We start from the raw sequence: 19,856 nt of genomic DNA, 5'->3' as shown, positions 1-19,856 counted from the left end.
CAGTTTTTGTATTATAAGTCAAAGCAAGCTCATTGATTTTTGGAGCATTCAACGCTTGCTGATGGGTTTTATTACAGGAGAGTAACACATGAAACCACTTTTTCAATTATCTGCCTTAGCATTGTCATCTGTCCTATTGGTGGCGTGCGGTGGCGATAAAGCAGCACAGGACACCGCAAAAACGGACACACCCACCACCAACGCCCAAGGAACACTGGATAAAATCAAACAATCAGGTACGATTGTTTTGGCTCATCGTGATTCGTCCATTCCCTTTTCCTACATCGCGGACAACCCCAACCAACCTGTCGGCTATGCACATGATTTACAGCTTAAAGTGGTAGAAGCTCTAAAAAAAGAGCTAAATATGCCTGACCTAAAAGTTCGCTACAATCTAGTTACGTCCCAAACTCGTATCCCCCTTGTCCAAAATGGTACGGTGGACTTAGAATGTGGCTCAACCACCAATAATCCTGAGCGTCAGCAACAAGTGGATTTTTCGGTGGGCTTTTTTGAAATTGGCACTCGTCTTTTGACCGCCAAAGATTCAGGGATTAATGGCTTTGATGATTTAAAAGGCAAAACCTTAGTAACCACCGCAGGCACAACATCAGAACGCTACATCAAACAATATAACGATGAGAAAAAAGCAGGCATTAACATCGTTTCTGCCAAAGACCACGGCGAAGGCTTTCTCATGCTAGAAAGCGGACGAGCCGCCGCCTTTATGATGGACGATGTGCTGCTGGCAGGCGAACGTGCCAAAGCCAAAGACCCTAACAAATGGCATATCGTGGGTGAACCGCAATCCTTTGAGATTTATGGTTGTATGGTACGCAAAGGCGATGTTGCCTTTAAGAAAATCGTAGATGATACCCTAAAAGCCGTCTATGCGTCAGGTGAAATTAACAGCATTTATGACAAATGGTTTACTCAGCCCATTCCACCAAAAAATGTCAATATGGAATTTGCCATGTCTGACAACCTAAAAGCCCTGCTTGCCAATCCGCACGACCAAGCAGAGCCACAAAAAGCACCATAAGCCTTTTGATGTTTGGCAAAAACCACTCATGTTTTTTGAGTGGTTTTTTAAAACTTGCCAACAAAAGCAAATATAGGAAATTTATATGAATTATAACTGGAATTGGGGCGTGCTATTACAACCAACTGGGGTAGGCAGTGAGCTGTATTGGCATTGGCTATTAAAAGGGTTGGGCTGGCTACTTATCATCGGTTCGGTGGCGTGGGTCATCGCTTTGGTGCTGGGTAGTATCTTGGGAGTGATGAAAACATTGCCAAACAAAACTGCTCGCACCATTGCAACCATGTGGGTGGGATTTTTTAGAAACATACCATTGTTGGTGCAGTTGTTCTTTTGGTTTTATGTCGCACCCACATTATTAACCGAAAGTCTAAGAGATTGGTGGTTTACGTCCTTGTCATTTAACACTTCGGCGGTCATCTCTGCCACCATCGGTCTTGGGTTGTTTACTTCTGCTCGTATTGTAGAACAGGTGCGTACTGGCATTGAATCGCTACCAAAAGGACAAACCAGTGCCGCCTATGCCTTAGGGTTTAGTACCGCTCAGGTGTATCGCCATGTGCTACTACCCCAAGCCTTTCGGGTCATCTTACCGCCCATGTCATCAGAGCTGACCAACTGTTTTAAAAATGCGTCCGTGGCATCACTCGTTGGCGTGGCAGAGCTGATTAGCCAGACCAAAACCATCAGCGAATACACACAAAATAATTTTGAAGTCTATACCTTTGCGACCATCATTTATCTTATTTTTAACATGACGCTCATCTTTGGCATGACGTATTTAGAAAAAAAGGTGCGTATTAAAGGACAAATTGGGAGTACGGTATGAACGAATTACAGCTTGCCATGCCTGCTCTGATGGCAGGATTTTGGATAACATTAAAAGTCTTGGTATTAGCCATCATCGGTGGTCTTGCCATCGGAACACTGTTGGCACTCATGCGACTGTCTGGCAAAAAATGGCTGTCAGTGCCAGCGACTTTATACGTCAATTATTTTCGCTCAGTGCCACTGCTTTTGGTATTGCTTTGGTTTTATTTTGCTGTACCAATGGTTTATAACTGGATAACAGGCAAATATTTTACCCTAGACACCGCCTTTACGTCCTGCGTGGTGGCGTTTATGGTATTTGAAGCGGCGTATTTTTCCGAGATTGTGCGAGCAGGCATTCAGTCCATTGGACGGGGGCAAGTCTCCGCCGCTTATGCTCTTGGCATGACTTATAAACAAACCATGCAACTGATTATCCTACCCCAAACTTTTCGCAAAATGCTTCCTTTGGTTTTGCAACAATGTATCATCTTATTTCAGGATACGACCTTGGTATTTGCCATTGGCTTGGTGGACTTTTTCCGTGCGTCCTATGTGCGTGGCGACTTGATGGGTTATCTGACACCGTATATTTTAGGGGCGGGATTTGTATATTTTATCATCAGTTTAACCGCATCCACAGGGGTGAATGCCCTAAAAAAACGGCTTAGATTTTAATACATACTTAATAAGGAAAAAATATGGCAATCGTACAACAAATCAATGAAACCACATGGATTAACGAATTTGGTGGCTTGGTATCCAACGAAGGACACGCCACCGATGAAATGATGATAAAAATCCGCAATGTCTCAAAATGGTATGGCAACTTTCAGGTGCTGACCGATTGTACCGCTCATGTGCATAAAGGTGATGTGGTGGTGGTTTGTGGTCCATCAGGCTCAGGCAAATCCACACTCATCAAAACAGTCAATGGCTTAGAACCTTTTCAAGAAGGCGCGATTATGGTTGGCAACACTTCTGTGGGCGATAAAAACACCGACCTTGCCAAATTACGTAGTCGTGTGGGCATGGTGTTTCAACACTTTGAGCTGTTTCCCCACTTATCCATCAAAGAAAATCTCACCATTGCCCAAATCAAGGTACTTGGTCGCACAGAAGATGAAGCCACCAAAAAAGGACTGGGCTATCTTGACCGTGTTGGGCTTTCTGCTCACGCCAACAAATACCCCGCTGAGCTTTCTGGCGGACAACAGCAACGTGTTGCCATCGCTCGTGCCTTATCTATGGACCCTGTGGCAATGCTGTTTGATGAGCCTACATCCGCCTTAGACCCTGAGATGATTCAAGAGGTGTTGGACGTCATGATTAGTCTGGCAAAAGAAGGCATGACCATGATGTGTGTAACACATGAAATGGGTTTTGCTCGGCAAGTGGCAAACCGCATCATCTTTATGGACGGCGGTCATGTGGTGGAAAATTGTAGTCGTGATGAGTTTTTTGGTGGGGCAAGAAGTGAACGTGCCAAATCTTTTTTATCAAAAATTCTCAATCATTAATCACAAACAAAAACCGTCAATTCTGGCGGTTTTTTATGGCAAAATTTACAAAAAAGGCTTAAAATACACGTTTAATTCACACCATAAAGAGCGTGCCATGTCTGTCTATACCCACCTATCTGATGATGAATTTTTTGCCTTTTGTGGCTTGTATGGGGTCAAATTTAAAAAAGCCATTCCCATTGTCCAAGGGGTCAAAAATTCCAATTGGTTTATTCAGACAGACACCGACCAAGGCGATGAATTTAGCTACGTTTTTACCCTATATGAAGAGCGTGTGCCCGATGACATCATCAAAATGGCAACTGTCATGCACGCCCTAAAAGACCGCCTGCCCATCGCCCCACCACTGATTAAGCTAACCGCCAAAGGTGATGACATTGGCACAGATTGTGTCATGCGATACGAAAACAAAGCGATTTTAATCGTACCAAAGCTATCAGGCTCACACCCCACCGCCACCGATACCGCCATGTGTCATGAGATGGGGGTAGCCTTGGCAACCTTACATGAGACTTTGCAAACACTAACTCCTACCGAAAATTACGGCGTGCCACTGTATGACTGGGCAAGAGTCAAAGCACGTGAAACCGCCTACATGCCCACCGATGAAGCCAAATTGATGAATGACATTTGGACAGCTTATGCCAACTTACCCACTGATTTACCCAAGGGCTTGTGTCATTTGGACATGTTTACGGACAATACCTTGTGGGAGTTTGGTGGCGAGTGTGCCAAACTGACAGGACTGCTGGATTTTACCGAAGTGTCGGTGGAGCATTATTTGATGGACATTGCCATTACCATCAATGATTTTTGTACCACTTGGGGCAATGCCACTGATGGCGAACGTGTGCAGTTTGATAGCGATAAAATGCGTGCTTTTGTGGCAGGCTATGACAGCGTGCGAGCCTTGACTGATGATGAAAAAACCGCCCTACCTGTGATGCTTGCCTACTCTGCCACGATTTTTTGGCTCTTGCGTCTTAACGTCATCTATTATAACCGCGAACAAGGACGCACAGGCGATGATATCATGGTTAAAAACCCTGATTTAATGAAGCGGCTGGCAAGTTATCATTGGGGGCATGTGTGAGTTTTAATGAGCTTAAACCGTGGCTAGCACCCCAACAACAGCTTGACCTACTAAAAAGCCGCGGCTTGATTGTTAATGATGATAAGCGAGCCTTGCATTATTTGCAGGTACTAGGCTATTATCGACTTAGTGGCTATTTTTATCCTTTTCGTGAATTGATACAAAATCAAAGGCAAAATACTTTTATTAAAGATACCACATTTAACAATGTACTAAACCTATATCTATTTGATAAAAATTTACGCCTTTTGGCTTTTGATGCTTTGGAGCGTATCGAGATGGCAATTCGTACCGATATTGCGCATACACTTGGTGCAAGAAACCCTAATGCTCACGAAATGGCAGAATGCTTAGATGGTAGGTTTTGCCAACGTTTTTATTCAAATGGCAAAAAATACAGTCAAAAATCCGACCATCAAAAATGGCTAGATAAATACGACAGTCTTGTTAATCGTAGCAAAAAACAAGAATTTATTGCTCATCATCTAGACAAATATGGGCGATTGCCAATTTGGGTAGCTTGTGAGATTTTGGATTTTGGGGCATTATCTCATTTATACCAAGGCATGAAATACACAGACCGTGAAACAGTCGCCAAAAAACACAATGTCAATTCAACCATCTTGGCTGATTGGCTAAAAAGTCTGAACTTCATCCGCAATGTGGTTGCTCACCACAGCAGATTATGGAATGTTAATGTGGTTAATCGCAGTAATTTTACCAAACCATTTAAGGGTAAACCTGCTGAAAAATTAGATAATCATCGAGCTTTTGGTTACTTTTATATCATGGTAGAATTACTTAACATCATCAGTCCCAACTCAATTTTCAAAGAACGTTTGGCCCACCACATTCATAATAACTTCCCAAAAATCACCAACTCTGCCATCAGTCTAAAAGATTTTGGTTATTGTGCTGATTGTGTCACTCCTTGGCTGACAACATCGCCCAGCGAAAATAATGAATTATCCACTTACCATAATTCTAGCAACTAACACCAATAGAAAGCCCCTGATTACCATTGTCCAAAATAATGGGACGAGGCAGGGTCAGGGGGCGTATTAGTTCTATTATAATATAATTTGCTAATTTGTCAACTTGTTATTTTGCTAACATACATTAAACGTATTCAATTTTTTTAATTTAAGAAATAAATCATGTGCCAACTACTCGGAATGAACTGCAACACCCCCACCGACATCGGTTTTAGCTTTACAGGTTTTCGTCAGCGTGGTGGAGCAACCGACCATCACGAAGATGGTTTTGGGATTGCCTTTTTTGAAAAAAACAGCAACGGCAAAATTGGCTTACGACTGTTTCATGATGACAAACCTTGCCATCTGTCGCCTGTGGCAGATTTGGTCAATAGCTACCCCATCAAAGCCATGAACGTCATCGCCCACATCAGAAAAGCCACCACAGGCGAGCATAGCCTTGCCAATACTCACCCTTTTGTGCGTGAAGTGTGGGGCGAGCAGTGGGTATTTGCTCACAACGGACAGATGACGGACAGCTTTATTCGCCAATCACTACGCCTACACGCCAACGGCAACGCTGAGCATTACACACCTGTGGGCGACACCGACAGCGAGCTGGCGTTTTGTTATCTATTAAACCGCCTAAAAACCACCTTTAAATCACGCCCATCCGATGAAGCCTTATTTGCTTTTTTAACCGCTCAATGTCGCTATCTATCCGCCAATGGCTTATTTAACTGTCTGATTTCTAATGGAAAATGGCAACTGGCTTATGCAGGCAGTTTGCTGTTTTATCTGACACGCAAAGCCCCTTTTGGTGAAGCTAAGCTCTCTGATGGTGAGATGAGCGTGAATTTTAGTGATGTTACCACCAACAAAGACAAAGTTACCATCTTGGTAACCATACCCCTGACCAACAATGAAACATGGCAACAGCTTGCGGTGGACGAATGTTTGGTTTTTGCTGATGGTGATGTGGTCTTTAAGGACACGCCCAGCAAAAAAACCTATCTATCCATAGAAGATGGTATCGCCCTTGCTCGCTCTGTGGGGGCGAGTGTCTAAACCCAAACACCATGCCTAATCAGCATGGTTTTTTTATTAAAAATACAAACAACCAGTTCACAAAAAACCATCAATTCGCCGTATTTACTTGGCTGTATTTTGCCCATACAATATACAATTTGAATTTTTATTAACCAACATCCACCAAGGAATACCATGAAAGCCAAACTCATCGCCCTACAAAACCAACTTGCCCACGGTCTTATCAACCGCCAAGACGCCATTAAATCCGCCTTATTAACACTCATCGCTGGCGAAAATATTGTGCTGGTCGGTCCACCCGGCACAGGCAAAAGCATGATTGCTCGGCGTATGTCTCAGGCACTTGCTCCAAGTGATAACCATGATTATTTTGAGTACTTATTAACCAAATTTTCCACCCCAGAAGAGATTTTTGGTCCTTTATCCATCAGTGAGCTTAAACAAGACCGCTTTGTGCGTAACACAGATGGTTATCTACCCACCAGTAATGTGGTGTTTTTAGATGAGATTTTTAAGGCAAGCTCATCTATCCTAAACGCTCTTTTGACCGTACTAAACGAACGCAAATACCACAATGGCACGCACACCCAAGACATTCCCTTACAAACACTCGTGGCAGCGTCCAACGAACTGCCCAACAACCAAGCCGAACTGTCTGCATTATATGACCGCTTTTTGGTGCGTCAGTTGGTGGATTATATTGATGATGATGCCATTGGGCAGTTATTTGATTTACCCAGTCCCCAAAGCGTAGATAACACCCACCGATTAAGCAAAGACGAGCTAGACAACATTCGCCAAAAAGCCCATGACGTAACTTTCCCTGATGATGTCCAAACAGCGATAAAAAACATTTGGCACAAGCACAAACAAGCTTTTACAGACAACAGCGATGAGTGGCTCTCCGACCGCAAGCTGGTCAAAGTATTACATCTGATGCGTATCTCTGCAATCACCAATGGGCGTGATACGGTGGATTTGTCAGATGTGATGTTATTAAAAGATTGCCTGTGGAACAATCCTGATAATATCGCCACAGTCAGAAACATCATCGTTCAAGAGCTAGGTGTTTCTGGTCAATCTACCCCCAATCGCACCAATACCGCCAAGCCCACACCAGCGAGCAATGCCAGCTATCAAGGCAGTGGCACAAAAGATGACCCCATCATTATCAGTAACTTAAATGAGCTTATGGGACTAAAAAATCCTGATATCGGACAACAAGGCTATTATTTTAAACAAACGGCAGATATTGACTGCCCCACTGTTACTAAATGGAAAAACATGGATTTTAAAGGTCATTATGACGGTCAAGGATTTAGCATCATCAATTATAATACAAAATATCGCTATCTGTTTAATGTAGTCAGCGATAGCACCATTCAGCGTATCAATGCCGTTAATTTTGGGATTGCCAAAGAGCTAAATAACAGCACCATCAGTAACTGCAAAAACACTTTACAAGATACCAACATGGGTGGCGATTTTGCTGGTTTTGCCTTCAAGGCTTCTGATTCAACCATCGAGCAATGTTTTATCTCTGGGTCAATCACAGAAGTTTATTCAGAATCTACGATTGAATTTTCGGGGTTTATTTATAATGGTAGTACTAGCACAGTTACAAGGTGTGCACTGGGTAATATTAAAGCAACTAATGTAGAACATTATGACTATTATCCAATCAAAGAAATGAAAAATAGCATTTCTATTTCAACAAACGAACTTTATGTACGTGATGATTCTCCCTGGCGTTCTGGCTATTATTTAGAAGAGGTTGAACCCAACCGATTTAATTTATATTGTTTTGAGGATAACTTAGGTTGGAATTTTGATGATATTTGGGACTGGGACGACAGTAAAAACGAACCTGTTTTACAAAAAACTACTCAATCTATCCAATCTCATACACCCAATCAAGTAGCTACCATGCCAAACCCAAAGCAAAACACTCCTTTACAACAGCAGTTAAATAATAACATTTGGCTATAAGGACAGTTATGTTTGGTGCATTGGCAAACTTAGGAGCGATGGCTAAATCGGCATTTAGCCCCATTGGCATGGCGATTGGCAAAGTGGTGGATTTGGGATTTAAACCCATTCGCTATTTTATAGACAGTCGGTTTCGTGATGGTGCCACCCCTGTGGCAGGCAGCGTGGTGTACTCGGATTTGTATCTTTTGGCGGAGCATTCAGGCATTTATGTTGGTGATGATAAAATCGCCAACATCGTGGTAGATAGCCTTGCCACCGCCGACAGCACGGTACGACTGAGCGACCCAAGCGACTTTACCCAAAAAGCCAAATGGGGCAAAAAAATCTATGTCTCTTGCCGTGATAAAACAGCGGTTGGCAGTTTTGATGTGGGCGATACTGCCTTGGGACGAGTGGGTGAAAAGAGCTTTTATGGTTTGGTGTTTAGTAACTGCCATGCGTTTAGTGTGGATTGTCTGTCGCAGGATTTTTCGGCACAAGTTACGCCCAGTTTTGATATTTTCTTTGTCAAAAGTACCGCTAAGCGTGTGCTAGGGGCAAACAAATGGCGACTGTGGGACTGGGACAACACCGCCAAAGACACCCCAGAACCCAACTGGCAAGACATCAATAATGAGCTAAAACGGCATTTATTAACCCCACAATACCGCCAACAGCTCAAAGACGAAATCGCCAAAGTACAAGCCTACGAGCAAGAAATCCAAGACGAAAACTTGCCTGATGAAATATTAAACAAACTTAACTCCTTTTGTTTGACTTTACAAAAAGTGGCAGATAAATATGATGAAATGGCAGAGTTTTTGGCGGTGTGCGGTCATGGGTTTAGTTATGAACAGTTGGAAGCTCTAAGCGACAACACCGACTTTACCGCCCTTGCCAAAGAGATGAAAAATAACACCGCCATCAAAGAGCTGGTCAAAAAAATGGGGCGTAATTATATCGCCGAAGACAAAAAACGCACCATCAAAGTCCCAAAAAGCAGTCGCAGTGAAATTCATGGCACGCACCACAGCGATGACCTGATGAGAATGCTACCAAGCGAGCTTGTCAATATTGATGATGACGATTTGCAAATGCTGTTTTATGCTCGCCTGCTTGAAAAGAATCTCACCACTTATCAGCTGTCAGGCGTTACCCACATTGACGAAAACGAAAGCTACCAAGAGCATAAAAAAGCAGGGGCAATCGTGGCGTGTCTGGACACATCAAGCAGTATGTCAGGTCAGCCAATGTTAAAAGCCAAAGCCACTTTATTTGCCATCGCCAATATCCTAAAAAGCGAACAACGCTCGTTATCGGTGCTGCTGTTTGGGGCAAGCGGTCAGATTAAGCGGTTTGATATGACAGGGTCAGAAAATTTGGCAGGATTATTGGCATTTTTACAACAAGGTTTTAACGGTGGCACAGATTTTGATACGCCACTACAAACCGCCCTAGACATCATCAAGACAGGGCAAGACTACCAAAAAGCAGACATTTTAATGCTCTCAGATGGCGACTGTCAGCTGTCAGAAACATTTAGCCAAAAATTTCATACCCAAAAACACCAAGCGCGCTGTATGGTGTACTCGGTGCTGTGTAATGGTAGCAGGCAGGCAGATAATTTTAGTGATGAGACGATTGTTTTGTGATTAGCTTTGGTTTTTTGCCACACAAAAAATTGCATGATAAGTCAAAGGATATTGCCACCTGTCATCATCTTTGATGGCAAACTGTTGGTATTGTTGATAAAACTGTTGCAAACGGCTTTTATTCCAGCGAAAATTTGTCCCTGCCCCTGACACGCCTGTGTTTTGAATGTGTTTTAGCACCGCATGGGGGTGGTCAAAATGTAGCGTGTATTGTCGCTCCCAAAGCTGCTCCAATGACAGATTTGCCCTTTGTATCATCCGCCCAATCTGTGCCAATGTGTGATAATCTAGCCCCTGCCCTGTCAGCCGTTTTATCTGATAAAAATTATCCACCCCAAAGCTAGAAAAGGCAAACACCCCATCAGGCACTAAGGCGTGTTGCACTTTTTGGCAAACGCAGGATAAATCTTTTACCCATTGCAAACATGAGCCAGACACCACCAAATCCAGCTCATCAGGCAAAGCCATCGTTTCAATATCGGCAACAAGATAGTGTACATTGGCAGTAGTCGGCGGCTGATTTTGGGTGATTTTATCATACAAATCATTAAGATACAGCGTATTGATGGCGTGGTTTTGGCACAGTTTGTCAGTTAAATTACCCACACCACAGCCAATCTCCAACACCCGATTTAAGGCAGTTGGCACATAATCACAGACCATCTGCACCAGTTTGCTACTGATGATGTTTTGTACGGTGGCATTATCTGCATAAGTGGCGTGTGAGCTGGCAAAATGATGAGCGATATGCTTGGTGCTGATGTTGGTATTTATTGGCATGACAGCTCCATCAGTCCATCACAAAACGCATCAATCTGCCCCACCGTCATGTCTGATGTCAAACATATCCGAATGCGAGCAGTACCCACAGGCACAGTGGGTGGGCGAATTGGCAAAACATAAAAGCCCTTATCCTGCAAAGCACCTGCCAGTTTGATGGCTTTTTTATTATCACCAATGATGATAGGTATGATGTGGCTGTTTGATGGACATTTATAGCCCAGTGATTTGATTTTATTGATAAAATATCTGGCGTTATCCAGCAGTATTTGGCGTTTGTTGTACAAATTGAGTGATTTATCAAAAATAAACTTTGACCACAGGGCATTGACAGGGGGCATATTGGTACTAAAAATAAGCGGTCGCATGGTATTGATGAGTAGCTTTTTAATCAGCTCATCACAGACGATAAAACCACCCATACTCGCCCACGCCTTACCAAACGTCCCCACCAAAAAATCAATGTCATCCATCACACCCATCTGCTCACTCACGCCAAGTCCACGCCTGCCAAACACGCCCACGCCATGAGCTTCGTCCACATATAGCGACACATTGGGGTATTGGTGTTTTAATGCCACTAATGCTGACAAATCCGTAACATCACCATCCATACTAAACACACTTTCGGTCATGATGATGATGTGGTGATAATGAGCATGATGTTTATCAAGTAGCTGATTTAATTGGGCTAGATTTTGATGGGCATAGCGATAAAACTTTGCCCCACGCTCTTTGGCAAGTAAAATCCCATCAATCATGCTGGCGTGTACCCATTTGTCCGCCAAAATCAGCGTTTTATCGTCTGCCAATGCTGGCAAAATACCAACATTCATGTGGTAGCCACTATTAAATATCAGCACCGAACGCCCATAGACTTTTTGTAGGGTGTCTTCTAACTCATCATGAGCGGTAAAATTGCCCGTCAATAACCGTGATGACGACGAACCAAAATAAAAATCAGGGTGGTTTTGATAAGTGGCGATAAACTCATGTTGCAGATTGGCACAAGCCAAACCCAAATAGTCATTACCAGACAAATTTAATAACGCCGTCTGCTGACGAAAAGTGCGAACATTGCCAGCATCATGCAAAGCAGTCAGTCGCTTGTGATAGGGGGCAAATTTATCCATTGCTTTTTTGTCCTTAAAAGGGGCTATGTTAGGGCAAATATCGCCAAAAGACAAGAGCATTTATCATAAAATGGGGGCGATTTTTATAATAATAATTCTTAATAAAAAATCATTATTATTTACATGATTGCTGTTTTTATTTTATAATTGTAACTCTTTTATCGTTTAGGGTAAATCATGTCTGTATTTCAACCAAAACTTCTGCCCCTATGTGTACTAAGCGTACTTAGCATGAATGCTGTTGCTGACAGCCAAACACCCCATGTTGTGTTAGACCCCTTATTTGCCACCGCCGAACGACAAGTCAAACAGTCGCTTGGCGTATCTACCATTAATGAGACTGACTTAGAGCGTACGCCCATTAAAAACGACATTTCAGAAATCGTGCGTAAAATGCCGGGGGTCAATCTGACAGGCAACTCCGCCACAGGTCAGCGTGGCAATAACCGCCAAATTGACATTCGTGGCATGGGACCTGAAAACACGCTCATACTGGTGGATGGCAAACCCATCACTTCACGCAATTCAGTAAGATATGGCTGGCGTGGTGAGCGTGATACTCGTGGCGACTTGCAATGGATACCTGCCAACGCCATTGAAAAAATAGAAGTCATGAGAGGTCCGTCCGCCGCTCGTTATGGCAACGGAGCAATGGGTGGCGTGGTAAACATCATCACCAAAAAAGTCAGCAATGAGCTGACAGGCTCAGCAGAGATTTACACCAACCAACCTGAAAATAGCAAAGAAGGCGACAGTCATCGCATCAGTGCCAACATCAGTGGGGCGATTATCCCTGACACATTAGGTTTTAGGCTTTATGGCAGTTTCAATAAAACTGACATGGACGCTACTGACATCAATCCCTTGGTACCTTATTATAATGCCAATGGCACCACCCATTTGGCTCGTGCAGCAGGGCGTGAAGGTGTTGAAAATAAAGATGTGGGGGTCAGGCTTGCTTATCAAATCAACCCACATCACAGCCTAACCTTTGATAGTAGCTATGGTCGCCAAGGTAATAAATACTCAGGCGACACACAACACTCCAACCGTGATGCCACATCCAACTCCACCAATTCATCAGCAGGGATTTTAAATAGCAACGCCCTACTTAACCGCCTAATCGGCACAGAAACCAACATCATGCACAGAAACAGCCATTCACTCACCCATGAAGGCACTTACGCATGGGGCGAAAGCCGATTGACCGCTCAATATGACCAAACCAAAAACACTCGCCTAGATGAAGGATTGGCAGGAGGTCCTGAGGGCGTGATTAGAAACGCTGATTTTGAGACCAGCAAACTTAACACCCTAAGACTGCATGGCGAGAGCATTCTACCGATGACACTTGGCGTTCCCCAAAAACTCACCCTTGGGGCAGAATACGTCAAAGACACACTGCATGAAAACGCCAACATGGACGAAGGCACATCCACAGGTACTGACCCTAATGCCTTGTATGCACCCGCTTTTGTAACAGGCGACAGAAGCAAAATGACTTCACAAATCACGTCTGTCTATGCCGAAGATAACCTACAACTGACCAACAATACCCATCTTGTGCTTGCCCTTCGCTATGACCATCACAATAAATCAGGCTCAAACATCAGCCCTGCCATCAACCTAAGCCACCATCTAAACGAACACTGGACACTCAAAGCAGGCATAGCAAAAGCGTACAAAGCCCCCAATCTCTATCAAAGCTCACCTGGTTATTTGCTTGGCACTCGCGGTAATGGTTGCCCCATTGGGCTTGTGCCAGCAGGTCAATGGTGTGTATTACAAGGCAATGACCATCTTAAACCTGAAACCGCCATTAACAGTGAGTTGGGTTTTCAGTTTAAAAAAGACAATATCAACGCCAGTTTGACGTATTTTCATAGCGATTATAAAGATAAAATCAATGCTGGCACAACTTTACAAGGCGGTCGTACGCTCCCTTATACTGGGGCTAATGGCAAAACCACCAACATGACCTACAACTTGCTAAAATGGGAAAACATCCCCAAAGCCGTGGTGGAAGGCATGGAAGGCAATCTGACTTGGACACATGGTGGCATTCGCTTGACCAACAATCTAACCTACATGATAAAATCCGTAGATAAACGTACCAACAATCCTTTATCACTCATTCCCACCTACACATGGAATGCCACGTTTGGCTACGATGTCAGCGACCTTTGGGACATCAACGCCACTTATACCCAATACGGTCGCCAAAAAAGTCGTCAGTTTGCTGAAAACAACATTGAAAACCACACCAAAGATGGGTTGTTACACAACAAAGACATTCCAAGCTATGGAATATTTTCGGTCAATACTGGCTATCGCTTTAATGACCATATTAGCGGACGTATCGGCATCAACAATGTGTTTGACAAACAAAAACTGCGTGATAGTCGCATCAGCCAAACCTATAATGAAGCAGGACGGTCTTATTTTGCCAGCTTAAAATATGAATTTTAAGCACTATCAAGGGCGGATTATTCCGCTCTTTTTCATTTTTAACTTGACAGACACCACATGATGAAAAAACTACTTAGCACCAGCTTGATTTTTCTTGCCTTACAAGGTTGTGCCACAATGGACACACCAGCAAATTGGCAACCTGCCACTTTATTAAACAGCCACGAACAAATCATTCATTCTGCATGGACAAACAAAGATTATCTTGTTCAAGTGGCAACCATCGGCAAAAAGCCCAAAAATGGCTATCCTGTGGTGTATGTGTTAGATGGCAATGCTTTTTTTGCTCCTTCGTCATCCATCGCTCAAATGCTACACGGCAGACCCAACCAAGCCCACCCAAAATCTTTTTTAGTCGTGGGAATTGGCTACACCACCAAGCGACTATTTGACATACCAAACCGCACTCATGACTACACGCCACCATCACATACCTATCCTGCTCCCAAGGGCGAACAGACAATGTTTGGGGGAGCAGAGCATTTTTATCAATTCATCACACATGAGCTGACACCACGCTTGGACAAAGACTTTGGCATTAATGCTCATCATCGCACGCTTTGGGGACATTCTTATGGGGGGCTGTTTGGGTTATATGCTTTGTTTAATCACCCAAAGAGTTTTGATAACTATGTCATCGCCAGCCCGTCTATTTGGTGGAATCACAAAAGTATTTATCAACATCAAGATAATTTTAGCCCCACACCCAACATCAACCGCATACTCATCACCCTAGGTGAGCAGGAACTGACTGCACACCACAGAAATCCTGATGCACCAACAAGCACGCTGACCGATGCTGACGCTTATGTTCTGTACCAATTTTTACACAATAAACTGCCAAATGCCCATGTAAACTTTGCCCTAAATCAAGCCCACAGCCACGGTCTTAATGCCTACCCATCACTCATACAAGGACTAACCCTAGCCTACACCATCTGTCAAGCAGACCGATTGTGCTAACTTGGCATGATGTTTAAAAAGGTATAAAATAGCTGATTTGGACACACGCCATGTCATTTTTATCAGATTTTCGCAGCATTGATTTATCCGCCCCTTGGCTTTTTCATCTTCAAAACATTCATACAAGCTTTGCTGATGGTGGCAAGTTGCCTTTATATCATTGGCTCAATAAGTATTTTGATGGTCGTCGCATTATGCTTGTCAATCACCAAAATCGGCCATTATCATTCACCCACCAAAACGACCTAGAACACGGCACCGCCTATGAAGCTCATATCGGTCAATACCAAAAAATCCCCACAAGGGACAATCTGCATGATTGGTTTGGGGCGTGTATCTGGCAAGCCTTTCCCAAAACCAAAGCCTTACTAAACGCCAAACATCTGGCACACATCAATGATGACACCACCGCCAATAAACGCAACCGAGTACGAGACACCATCACTGTCTTTGATGAAAACGGGGCGATATTGGTGGTCAGTGATGATGACATTGGCGATGAGATTGGCAGAGCATTGACCCAGTTTGATTGGCAAACCTGCTTAATTAACCATCGTTCCCATTGGTACAACCATCATGACAGCACCCATCACAAAAAAGCCAAAGTATTTATTTTTGGTCATGCACTCTTAGAACAGCTCATCAATCCTTATAAATCTTTATGTAGCCACACAATGATAATAAAAATGGACACACCATTTTTTGGTTTACCAATTGATAAACAACTTGCCCTATTAGACAACAAATTGTCCATTGAAATGGACAAACTTTTGATAGATACTGTTACACCAAGGCAATTAAATCCTTTGCCGATTTTGGGCGTGCCATATTTTTGGGATAATCACAATCCACAATTTTATGATGACCCGTTTGTATTTAGAAAAGGACGTAAAAAATAACATTCAGACAATTAGTACATTTTGTTAATTGCAAGCCAAAGAGAATTAGCCATGCATCAAATTGCTTTGATATTACATTTATTTGGGGCAAGTATTTGGGTGGGTGGACATTTATATTTGCTCATTCGCCTTATGCCGACTTTTATCCGCCAAAACGACATAGATGGCTTTTTAAAATTTGAAAAAAGCTATGAACCGCTTGGCATGGCCGCTCTTGGCGTGCAGGTTTTGACAGGCATTTATATGATGAATGATATTATGCCGATAACCATGTGGGGTGAACCAATGGGGTTTTTGACCGCACTCATTCATGGCAAACTCACTTGGCTAGCTTTGACCGTACTGACCGCTTTACACGCACGTTTTCGTATCATCAAATATCTGCACGCGGGCATTTATACAGACAGCACCTTAAAAATGATGGGACTTCATGTGGGACTGATTTGTCTATGGAGCGTGGCATTTGTGATAAATGGGGTGTTATTTCGCTGATGTGTGGTTTGTCAGTTTAGTTTTTGGCATAATTTGTGCATGATTTTAGTCAAATTCACCAACCGCGAGATACCAATGAAACACCTTGCTCTATTTACCGTGATGACTGTCGCTTTGACAGGTTGCAACACCATGACCACCGCAGCCGATAAAATCATGAACAAACAAAGCAGTTTTTCCACACAGCCCAACACCATTTATCCCACCGAAGATGGTACTAAGGACGGTGAACCTGCCCAGTTTGCCAAAGATGTCGTTTCCGCCCAATAACCAAAACGCCCTGATGGGCGTTGTTATTTTTTGATACCAAACACACGCAGTCCAAAAACGTGTGCCATCAGCCCTGCCATCACCATCACAATCCCCACCCAATGCCATGTGCCAAGTCTTTCACCAAGCATGACATAACCTGTCAAAAGAGCCACCACAGGCACCAACAATGCCAAAGGCGTAACTTGACTGGCAGGATAGCGAGCCAGCAAATCTCCCCAACCTGCATAACCAAGCAAACTTGCCACATACGCCAAATACAGCACACTTAGCCAGCCCAATGGTTGCAAACCAACCACCTGAGCAAGCATGCCATCTGCACCATACAAACCAAAAGCAAGCAAACCAAACGCCACCCAAGTGGAAACATTGCCCCACACCACCAGCGAGACGGGATTGATGATGGTTTGAGTGGTGCTGATTTTTTTGATGACCAAATTACCCACCGCCCACGACAGCGACCCTGCCATCACCACAAACAGCCCCGTCAAACCCATGCCCCCTTGGTACTGCCCCACCCCAATCAAAAACAGCCCCACGCCTGCAATCAGCATACCTGCCAAATGATTGGCACGGATACGCTCGCCAAACACCGCCACCACCAACATCACCGTAAAAAACACCTGACTTTGATGTACCAGTGCAGACAATCCTGTTGGCACACCCATAGACAACGCCAAAAACATAAAACCAAACTGCCCAAAGCTCATGGTCAATCCATATAAAATCAACCATCGCCACGCCACAGGAGGCTTTTTTAATAAAAATAAAGCAGGTAACAACAAAAAGGTAAATCTTAGCCAACCAAGCACCGCAGGGCTGATGTCATCTAAGGCAAACTTCATAAACATAAAGTTAATGCCCCATGCAAACACGACGCCCAAAGCAATGAGTTTATCGGTGTTGTTCATGATATGTCCTTATGTTTTTTTTACCTACCTTGGCATAAAAAAGCGTGGAAAACCACGCTTAGTAATCATTTGGTTAAACCATCTTGGGGTGAACCGTTCTGGGCATTACGCTCATCTATCTCCGCCATCGTTGTGGCAGGGACAAATTGACCATTATTAACGTCCGTACCCCGCTCGGCGTGTTCATTTTTTAAGGATTTGGCAACTTCTGGGGGCATATAGTTTTCATCATGCTTAGCCAGCACTTCACTTGCGACAAATGTGCCGTTTTGAAGTTTACCCGTTGCCACAATGCCTGAATTTTCGGCAAACAAATCAGGTAGCACTCCCCGATACACCACAGGCACGCTCGCTTTGTAGTCAGTGATGGTGAATTGAACATTTAAAGGGTCATTTGGGTCTCTTTTGACAGAACCACCCACCACCATGCCCCCTGCTCGGATACGTTTGTCTTGTGGGGCGTTGCCTTGACTGATGGCAGTTGGGTCAAAATAATAATCCGTCTGTTGTCTCATGGCATAAAGTATCAGCCCTACAGCAATGGCAGTGCCAATCAGCATAAAAATGACCCACATGAGTTTTTTTTGGCGTGCGTTATTCATAATATCACGATGGCGAATTTAGGATTTGTTTGCGTTGTTTGTTGGTCAGTTTGGCGCTTTGTTTTTGGCGCGTCAGTTTGGCAATGGCGGATTTACGTTCATTTTTTGCATGAATGATGAGCAAAAAAAGACAGCCAAACACCAACCCATAACACACCCAGACATAGCTTCCATAGCCATTCATGTGGACAAATTCAGACAATGTAGAATAATAAGGACTCATCGCTTGCTACCTTTTAGCTGGCTTGGTTGTCGGACAGCCATTTGGCCACCCAAGATTTATTATGTTCACGCAATAAAATCAAAGAGTTGGTACGATAAATGGCAAGAGCTGCCACAAAAAAATACATACCCAAAATCATGATAAGCAATGGCACCCACATCACCGCAGGCATTTTTGGGGCGTTGGTTACGGTAAATGTCGCCCCTTGATGTAGTGTATTCCACCACTCCACTGAGTATTTAATGATTGGTAAATTTACCGCCCCAACAATAGACAATATCGCCGCTGCTTTGCCACGGTTTTGGCTGTGCTCAAAAGCACTAAACAACGCCATAACCCCAGCGTACAAAAACGCCAAAATCAGCATACTGGTCAGGCGAGCATCCCACACCCAGTATGTTCCCCAGGTTGGCTTAGCCCAAATAGAGCCTGTCAAAAGACTCAGCACGCACGCCACAAAACCAATCGGAGCAATGGCTTGGGCGACAATATTGGCAGTTTTGATTTTCCACACCAAAAATATCACGCCCAAAACCGCCATCGCCAAATAAATACTCATGGCAAGACTGGCGGTTGGCACATGAACAAAAATAATGCGATAACTGTCTTTTTGTAGATAATCAGGTGGTGCAAATGCCAAGCCCCATACTGCCCCCACAGTCAAAAGCACCCCTGCAATGGCAAATAACCACTTGACCCACGGCGAAAACATCTTAAAAAATCGCTCTGTCCCCACACTCGTCAAAAACCCCTGCCACAATCGCCCAAAAAACCCAATGTCAGTATTTTTTGGGGCGGAGCTTGGTGGAGATTGAAGTGTATTTGACATGGCAACACCGACGAAAATTTTTATAAAAATTTCTTAATTATACCATAAGTTAGGTGATTTTTCATATTTTTGGCGACCAATGGCGTTGATGAATTTTTTAAAATCATCAAAAAACTAGTTGCCTTTTTGGGGTGTTTTAGGTTTTAATATAGGTTTATACATTTTTTAAG

The 19,856-nt window shown here is 43.6% G+C and carries 20 protein-coding genes; 14 read left to right on the top strand and 6 right to left on the bottom strand.

What is annotated here, in order from left to right; genetic code table 11:
* Positions 1-88 precede the first annotated feature (88 nt).
* From CEW93_RS00755 to CEW93_RS00715, 9 genes are all read left to right on the top strand, one after another.
* Positions 89-1,042: a glutamate/aspartate ABC transporter substrate-binding protein gene (locus tag CEW93_RS00755; protein ID WP_089538619.1), complete on the top strand. Its 954-nt coding sequence runs from the start codon at positions 89-91 to the stop codon at positions 1,040-1,042.
* A gap of 85 nt (positions 1,043-1,127) precedes the next feature.
* The gene (locus CEW93_RS00750; RefSeq protein WP_089538620.1) at positions 1,128-1,871 is read left to right on the top strand and encodes an amino acid ABC transporter permease; all 744 of its coding nucleotides are present in this window, start codon (positions 1,128-1,130) and stop codon (positions 1,869-1,871) included.
* Positions 1,868-2,530, top strand: a complete 663-nt coding sequence (locus tag CEW93_RS00745; RefSeq protein WP_089538621.1) for an ABC transporter permease subunit — start codon at positions 1,868-1,870, stop codon at positions 2,528-2,530. The genes CEW93_RS00750 and CEW93_RS00745 overlap by 4 nt, the downstream gene beginning before the upstream one ends.
* A gap of 113 nt (positions 2,531-2,643) precedes the next feature.
* Positions 2,644-3,372 (top strand): amino acid ABC transporter ATP-binding protein, encoded by a 729-nt coding sequence (locus CEW93_RS00740; protein WP_143822738.1) that lies wholly within the window; start codon positions 2,644-2,646, stop codon positions 3,370-3,372.
* A gap of 97 nt (positions 3,373-3,469) precedes the next feature.
* Entirely contained in the window at positions 3,470-4,468 is a 999-nt protein-coding gene (locus tag CEW93_RS00735; protein WP_089538651.1) for a homoserine kinase, read from the top strand.
* Entirely contained in the window at positions 4,465-5,463 is a 999-nt protein-coding gene (locus CEW93_RS00730) for an Abi family protein (RefSeq protein WP_222432703.1), read from the top strand. Before CEW93_RS00735 ends, CEW93_RS00730 begins: the two co-directional genes overlap by 4 nt.
* Positions 5,464-5,625: 162 nt before the next feature.
* Positions 5,626-6,510, top strand: coding sequence for a class II glutamine amidotransferase (locus CEW93_RS00725; RefSeq protein ID WP_089538623.1), 885 nt, complete (start codon positions 5,626-5,628; stop codon positions 6,508-6,510).
* A 156-nt stretch (positions 6,511-6,666) separates the two neighbouring features.
* A complete protein-coding gene (locus CEW93_RS00720) occupies positions 6,667-8,481 on the top strand; it encodes an AAA family ATPase (RefSeq protein WP_089538624.1) in 1,815 nt (604 codons plus the stop codon).
* 8 nt (positions 8,482-8,489) lie between these two features.
* Positions 8,490-10,115, top strand: coding sequence for a VWA domain-containing protein (locus CEW93_RS00715; protein WP_089538625.1), 1,626 nt, complete (start codon positions 8,490-8,492; stop codon positions 10,113-10,115).
* Here CEW93_RS00715 and CEW93_RS00710 read toward each other — a convergent pair whose 3' ends face one another.
* A complete protein-coding gene (locus CEW93_RS00710; RefSeq protein WP_089538626.1) occupies positions 10,116-10,895 on the bottom strand; it encodes a methyltransferase domain-containing protein in 780 nt (259 codons plus the stop codon). It abuts the gene before it with no gap.
* On the bottom strand, positions 10,886-12,028 hold the full coding sequence (locus tag CEW93_RS00705; RefSeq protein WP_089538627.1) for an 8-amino-7-oxononanoate synthase: 1,143 nt from the start codon (positions 12,026-12,028) through the stop codon (positions 10,886-10,888). The genes CEW93_RS00710 and CEW93_RS00705 overlap by 10 nt, the downstream gene beginning before the upstream one ends.
* 231 nt (positions 12,029-12,259) lie before the next feature.
* Here CEW93_RS00705 and CEW93_RS00700 point away from each other — a divergent pair, with 231 nt between their 5' ends.
* The 5 genes from CEW93_RS00700 (at position 12,260) to CEW93_RS00680 (ending at position 17,121) form a co-directional block, all read left to right on the top strand.
* On the top strand, positions 12,260-14,497 hold the full coding sequence (locus CEW93_RS00700) for a FepA family TonB-dependent siderophore receptor (protein ID WP_370511926.1): 2,238 nt from the start codon (positions 12,260-12,262) through the stop codon (positions 14,495-14,497).
* Between the two features lie 57 nt (positions 14,498-14,554).
* Positions 14,555-15,460, top strand: coding sequence for an alpha/beta hydrolase (locus CEW93_RS00695; protein ID WP_089538629.1), 906 nt, complete (start codon positions 14,555-14,557; stop codon positions 15,458-15,460).
* 50 nt (positions 15,461-15,510) lie between these two features.
* Positions 15,511-16,359: a DUF3025 domain-containing protein gene (locus CEW93_RS00690; RefSeq protein ID WP_089538630.1), complete on the top strand. Its 849-nt coding sequence runs from the start codon at positions 15,511-15,513 to the stop codon at positions 16,357-16,359.
* A 51-nt stretch (positions 16,360-16,410) separates the two neighbouring features.
* Positions 16,411-16,851: a hypothetical protein gene (locus CEW93_RS00685; RefSeq protein ID WP_089538631.1), complete on the top strand. Its 441-nt coding sequence runs from the start codon at positions 16,411-16,413 to the stop codon at positions 16,849-16,851.
* 75 nt (positions 16,852-16,926) lie between these two features.
* Positions 16,927-17,121 carry a hypothetical protein gene (locus CEW93_RS00680; RefSeq protein ID WP_143822737.1) on the top strand — a complete coding sequence of 65 codons (195 nt, stop codon included), beginning with the start codon at positions 16,927-16,929 and terminating at the stop codon, positions 17,119-17,121.
* 23 nt (positions 17,122-17,144) lie between these two features.
* Here CEW93_RS00680 and CEW93_RS00675 read toward each other — a convergent pair whose 3' ends face one another.
* The 4 genes from CEW93_RS00675 to CEW93_RS00660 form a co-directional block, all read right to left on the bottom strand.
* Positions 17,145-18,032, bottom strand: coding sequence for an EamA family transporter (locus CEW93_RS00675; protein WP_089538633.1), 888 nt, complete (start codon positions 18,030-18,032; stop codon positions 17,145-17,147).
* A gap of 65 nt (positions 18,033-18,097) precedes the next feature.
* Complete coding sequence (gene ccmE, locus CEW93_RS00670) at positions 18,098-18,634, bottom strand: cytochrome c maturation protein CcmE (protein WP_089538634.1); 537 nt, start codon at positions 18,632-18,634, stop codon at positions 18,098-18,100.
* Between the two features lie 4 nt (positions 18,635-18,638).
* The gene (gene ccmD, locus CEW93_RS00665; protein ID WP_089538635.1) at positions 18,639-18,857 is read right to left on the bottom strand and encodes a heme exporter protein CcmD; all 219 of its coding nucleotides are present in this window, start codon (positions 18,855-18,857) and stop codon (positions 18,639-18,641) included.
* Positions 18,858-18,870: 13 nt separating this feature from the next.
* Complete coding sequence (locus CEW93_RS00660; RefSeq protein ID WP_089538636.1) at positions 18,871-19,686, bottom strand: heme ABC transporter permease; 816 nt, start codon at positions 19,684-19,686, stop codon at positions 18,871-18,873.
* Positions 19,687-19,856 lie beyond the last annotated feature (170 nt).

Origin of the sequence: Moraxella sp. VT-16-12 (assembly GCF_002224245.2) — a bacterium.
In the GTDB taxonomy this organism is placed as follows: Bacteria; Pseudomonadota; Gammaproteobacteria; order Pseudomonadales; family Moraxellaceae; genus Moraxella.
This window is presented reverse-complemented; position numbering and strand designations above follow the sequence as displayed.